This window comes from Pseudonocardia sp. SID8383 (assembly GCF_009864975.1).
Classification (GTDB): domain Bacteria; phylum Actinomycetota; class Actinomycetes; order Mycobacteriales; family Pseudonocardiaceae; genus Pseudonocardia; species Pseudonocardia alni.
Map to the genome: position 1 here is coordinate 1 of NZ_WWFY01000223.1, position 3,797 is coordinate 3,797.

At 74.7% G+C, this 3,797-nt stretch carries 7 protein-coding genes; 3 read left to right on the forward strand and 4 right to left on the reverse strand.

Features of this window, described 5'->3' with window-relative positions:
- The 3 genes from GTW08_RS05455 to GTW08_RS05465 form a co-directional block, all read right to left on the reverse strand.
- Nucleotides 1-210: putative immunity protein (locus GTW08_RS05455; protein WP_346009855.1), on the reverse strand; the 210-nt coding region annotated here is incomplete at its 3' end.
- 240 nt (nucleotides 211-450) lie between these two features.
- Nucleotides 451-945, reverse strand: a complete 495-nt coding sequence (locus GTW08_RS05460; protein WP_139282975.1) for a DUF1648 domain-containing protein — start codon at nucleotides 943-945, stop codon at nucleotides 451-453.
- A gap of 8 nt (nucleotides 946-953) precedes the next feature.
- Nucleotides 954-1,553, reverse strand: coding sequence for a TetR/AcrR family transcriptional regulator (locus GTW08_RS05465; RefSeq protein ID WP_304580200.1), 600 nt, complete (start codon nucleotides 1,551-1,553; stop codon nucleotides 954-956).
- 85 nt (nucleotides 1,554-1,638) lie between these two features.
- On the opposite strand from GTW08_RS05465, the gene GTW08_RS05470 reads away from it, so the two are divergent.
- A complete protein-coding gene (locus GTW08_RS05470) occupies nucleotides 1,639-1,845 on the forward strand; it encodes a hypothetical protein (RefSeq protein WP_073577668.1) in 207 nt (68 codons plus the stop codon).
- 142 nt (nucleotides 1,846-1,987) lie between these two features.
- Nucleotides 1,988-2,233 (forward strand): GrpB family protein, encoded by a 246-nt coding sequence (locus GTW08_RS05475; RefSeq protein ID WP_073577669.1) that lies wholly within the window; start codon nucleotides 1,988-1,990, stop codon nucleotides 2,231-2,233.
- A 9-nt stretch (nucleotides 2,234-2,242) separates the two neighbouring features.
- Here GTW08_RS05475 and prcB read toward each other — a convergent pair whose 3' ends face one another.
- The gene (gene prcB / locus GTW08_RS05480; RefSeq protein ID WP_073577670.1) at nucleotides 2,243-3,034 is read right to left on the reverse strand and encodes a proteasome subunit beta; all 792 of its coding nucleotides are present in this window, start codon (nucleotides 3,032-3,034) and stop codon (nucleotides 2,243-2,245) included.
- 102 nt (nucleotides 3,035-3,136) lie between these two features.
- On the opposite strand from prcB, the gene GTW08_RS05485 reads away from it, so the two are divergent.
- Nucleotides 3,137-3,797 (forward strand): nitronate monooxygenase (locus tag GTW08_RS05485; RefSeq protein WP_346009856.1); only part of this gene is annotated, 661 nt, incomplete at its 3' end.

Genomic DNA, 3,797 nt, shown 5'->3' on the forward strand with positions numbered 1-3,797 from the left:
CGCCGCGTCGACGGCGGTCACCCGCTGCAGCCGCGACCGCTCGGCGCCGTCTGCGAAGGCCCACGCCGCGGCGAGGGCCGCGCGGGGGCGGCCGTCGTCGGGCGCGTCGAACAGGGGGAGGGCCTCGGCGGCGCACTCCGCGGCGAACCGGGTCACGACCCGCAGGTCGGCCATGGTGAGGGTGACGTCCCCCGGTCCGATCCGTGCCATCGCAGCACCTTCCCGTGCCGCGCGCACCTCCGCCAGGACGGGCTCGTGTCCACGACGGTGGAAACGGGCTGCGCATGACCGGCCGCCACCACGAGAGCTGCCTCGGCGACCCCCGCCGGACCGCCCGGAGAAGCTGCGGCACCATCCTGCGCCGGCCCGTCACCGACGCGTGATCACCGGTCGTGGAGCGGAGCTTTCGCGAGGCGGTCGCTGCCCTTCACACCCGGTGATCACGGGCGCTCAGGCCGGGCGGTACCGGTACCGCGCCAGGTAGACGCAGTACCCGACGATCCCGGCGACCAGCAGCGCCAGCACCACCCAGACCGCTCCGACCGGCAGCCTCGGCGGATCTGTGCGGGTGGCGTACACCGCCGTCACCGGGACCACGGTGAGCAGGAACAGGGTCGCGCCGAAGGTCCGGCCCATGTCCTCGGCGAGCATGTGGCGCAGCCGTCCGATCCGCTGCGGCGCCGTCCAGTAGTCGCGGTGCGGCACCGACACCCGTGCCAGCGAGCCGGTCGCGACCAGGCGGTAGAGCCCGGCGCCGATCCCGGCGACGAGCAGCCCGAACAGCGTGCCGAGCGTCAGGAACCAGGCGCGGCTGCCGAACGCGGTCGGCACGCCCGTGGGGTCGAAGTGCAGCGGCACCCGGTCCTCGGGGAGCTCACCGGCCGCCCACACCAGGGCGAACGCGTAGAACACCGAGCCGGCGAGGAGCGGGAACCAGGGGCGCACCGCCCGGATCATTCCGGGTCGCCGGCCGGTCCGCGCGCCGTGGCGGGAGCGAGCCGGTCGAGCATCGCAGTCAGGGTCCGCCGGGCGCGGTCGACGGGGGCGCCGTGCAGCGCGACCTCCGTGCTGAGCCCCGCGGTCAGGGCGAGCAGGGCGTGCGCGTCGGTGTCGGGGTCGGCCGACCCGGCGTCGCCGACGACCCGGACGGTGAGGGCACGGATCTCGTCGTCGCCGTCGGTGAGGATCGCCCGCGCGCGCTCGTCGACCTCGCGGGTGGCGAAGGCGGCGTGGATGCGCAGCGCGTCACGGGTCCGCGGGTGCTCACCGAGCAGCTCGTCGAGGATCGTCGCGAGGACGGTCCGGTCGCCGCCGCCCACAGCCCGGGCCCTGGTCTCGATCCGCTCCTCCATCTGCCGGTGCGACCGGTCCAGGGCGTGCAGCAGCAGTGCGTCCTTGCTGGCGAAGTAGTGCTGGACACGGCCCATCGAGATGCCGGCCTCGGCTGCGACCGAGCGCAGCGAGACCGCCTCGGTGCCCGACCGTGCGACGAGCGCGAGCACGGCGTCGGCGATCTCGGAGCGGCGGGTGTCGTGGTCGACGGAGCGGGGCACGACGCCACCGTAGCAATGCGGTCGCATTGACAACTCGTGCCGACCACTGTTGCAATGCGAGTGCATTGCAATCTGGGGAGGGCATGTGCAGACGGCACAGAACGTCGCCGGTTTCCTCGGGGTGGTCCTCGGCGTGATCCCGCTGCTGCAGTACCTGGTCACCGGCCGGATCGGCCTGTGGTCCTTCGTGGTCGGCGACGCGCCGGCACTGCCGTGGGCCTACCCCGCGGTCCTGCTCGTGGTCACCGCGGTCGTGGTCGTGGTGGCCGACCGGCGGGAGAAGGCGGGCTGACCCGGTCAGTCCTGCCGCGGCGAGCCGTAGCGCTCGACGGTGAACCCGAGCGCCCGGTAGTGGTCCAGCCACCGGTCGAGAGCGGTGGTGGCGACGACCGGGGCGACCGAGCGCAGCGTGGACACCGAGGCAGTCTGCCCGCATGCTCGGCGCCGTCGGGGACCTGCCGGTGAACCTGCACCGCTACGCGCAGGGCAGTCCTGAGATCACGCGCTCCCTGGTGTTCCGCGACCGGCTCCGCGCCCACGACGACGAGCGGGCGCGCTTCGAGGCGCACCAGCGCGGCCTCGCCGGACGGGAGTGGGCCGACATGAACCTCTACGCCGACGCCAAGGGGCCGGTCGTCGAGGAGGTCATCGGCCGGGCCGGCGGCCCGCCCCGGCCCTGACCCGCCGGCTCAGCCGCCGGGACGCCCCGCCCGCTCGGCGAGCATCCGTTCGGTCGCCGCCCGGACCTCGTCGACACCGATCTCCTCGACGCCGTCGGCGGTCACCGTGATCAGGTTCGGGAAGATCGCCCGGGTGAGGTCGGGGCCCGCGGTGGCGGTGTCGTCGTCGGCGGCGTCCCACAGCGCGTTGACCGCGAGCGCGATCGCGCCGGCCCGGTCGACGTCCGGATCGTGCCGCTTCTTCAGCGACGCCTCGGCGAACTGCGCGCCGGACCCGATGCCGACGTAGCCGGACCGGGCGCGCTTGATGCTGCCGGTCGGGTCGTAGGTGACGATGCGGACCGGGTCGGGGTCGGTCGGGTCGTAGCCGACGAACAGCGGCAGCGCGACGAAGCCCTGCATCGCCGCGCCCAGGTTCTCCCGCACGATGCTCGACAGCCTGCGGACCTTGCCGTCCTGGCTGATCGGCGCGCCCTCGACCTTCTCGTACTGCTCCACCTCGGCCGCGAACATCGTCAGCATCTGCAGCGCGTGCCCGACCGACCCGGCGAACCCGGCGGCGGAGGTGTCGTCGATGCCGACGACCTTCACCAGGTCCTTCTGTGCGATCAGGTTGCCGGACGTGGCGCGCCGGTCACCGGCGAGCAGCACGCCGTCGGCCCAGGTCAGGGCGATGATCGTGGTGCCGTGCGGGACGTCCAGGTCGGCGGGGACCCGCTGGGCGGGGTCGCGCGGGAGGTGCGAGGGCAGCAGCTCGGGGGCGTGCGCACGCAGCTGCTCGAGGAACGAGGGTCCGGTCATGAGGGGGAGCGGGCTCCTTCGCACTGCGGGGCGGGGACGGGGCCGATCCTTCCCGTCCGCGGCGCCCCGGTCCACCCGCGATGGAATGGCACACTCAGGGCGGTGAGCGCACGGAGCCGGGCCGAGTCCTTCTGCACACGCCACGGACTGCGGGTGCCCGTCCTGGAGGCCCCGATGGCCGGGGCCTGCCCACCGGAGCTGGCGGCCGCGGTCGCCGCGGCGGGCGGCATGGGTGCCGCGGGCGTCGTGAACGACACCCCGGAGGCGATCGCCGACTGGGCCGCCCGCTTCCGCGCGCTCGCCGGGACCGCGCCGTTCCAGCTCAACCTGTGGATCCCCGACCCGCCCGCCGACGACGACGTGGGCCTGCAGACCGCTTACCTCGACAGCCTGGGCGGCACACCCGCACCGGCCGGCGGCCCCGGACCGTCGTTCTCCGACCAGCTCGTCGCCGTTCTGGCCGCCCGGCCCGCGGTCGTCTCGACGATCATGGGGCTGTTCACGGCCGAGCAGGTCGCCGCGGTGCACGGTGCGGGCTGCGCCTGGTTCGCGACGGTCACGACCCGCACCGAGGCCATCGCGGCGGAGCGGGCGGGGGCCGACGCCGTCGTCGTGCAGGGCATGGAGGCCGGCGGGCACCGCGGGACCACCGACCCCGCCGACGCCGAGGCCGTCTCGGTCGGGCTGCTCGCGCTCGTCCCGTGGGTGGCCGACGCCGTCGGTGTCCCGGTGGTCGCCGCCGGCGCGATCGGGGACGGCCGGG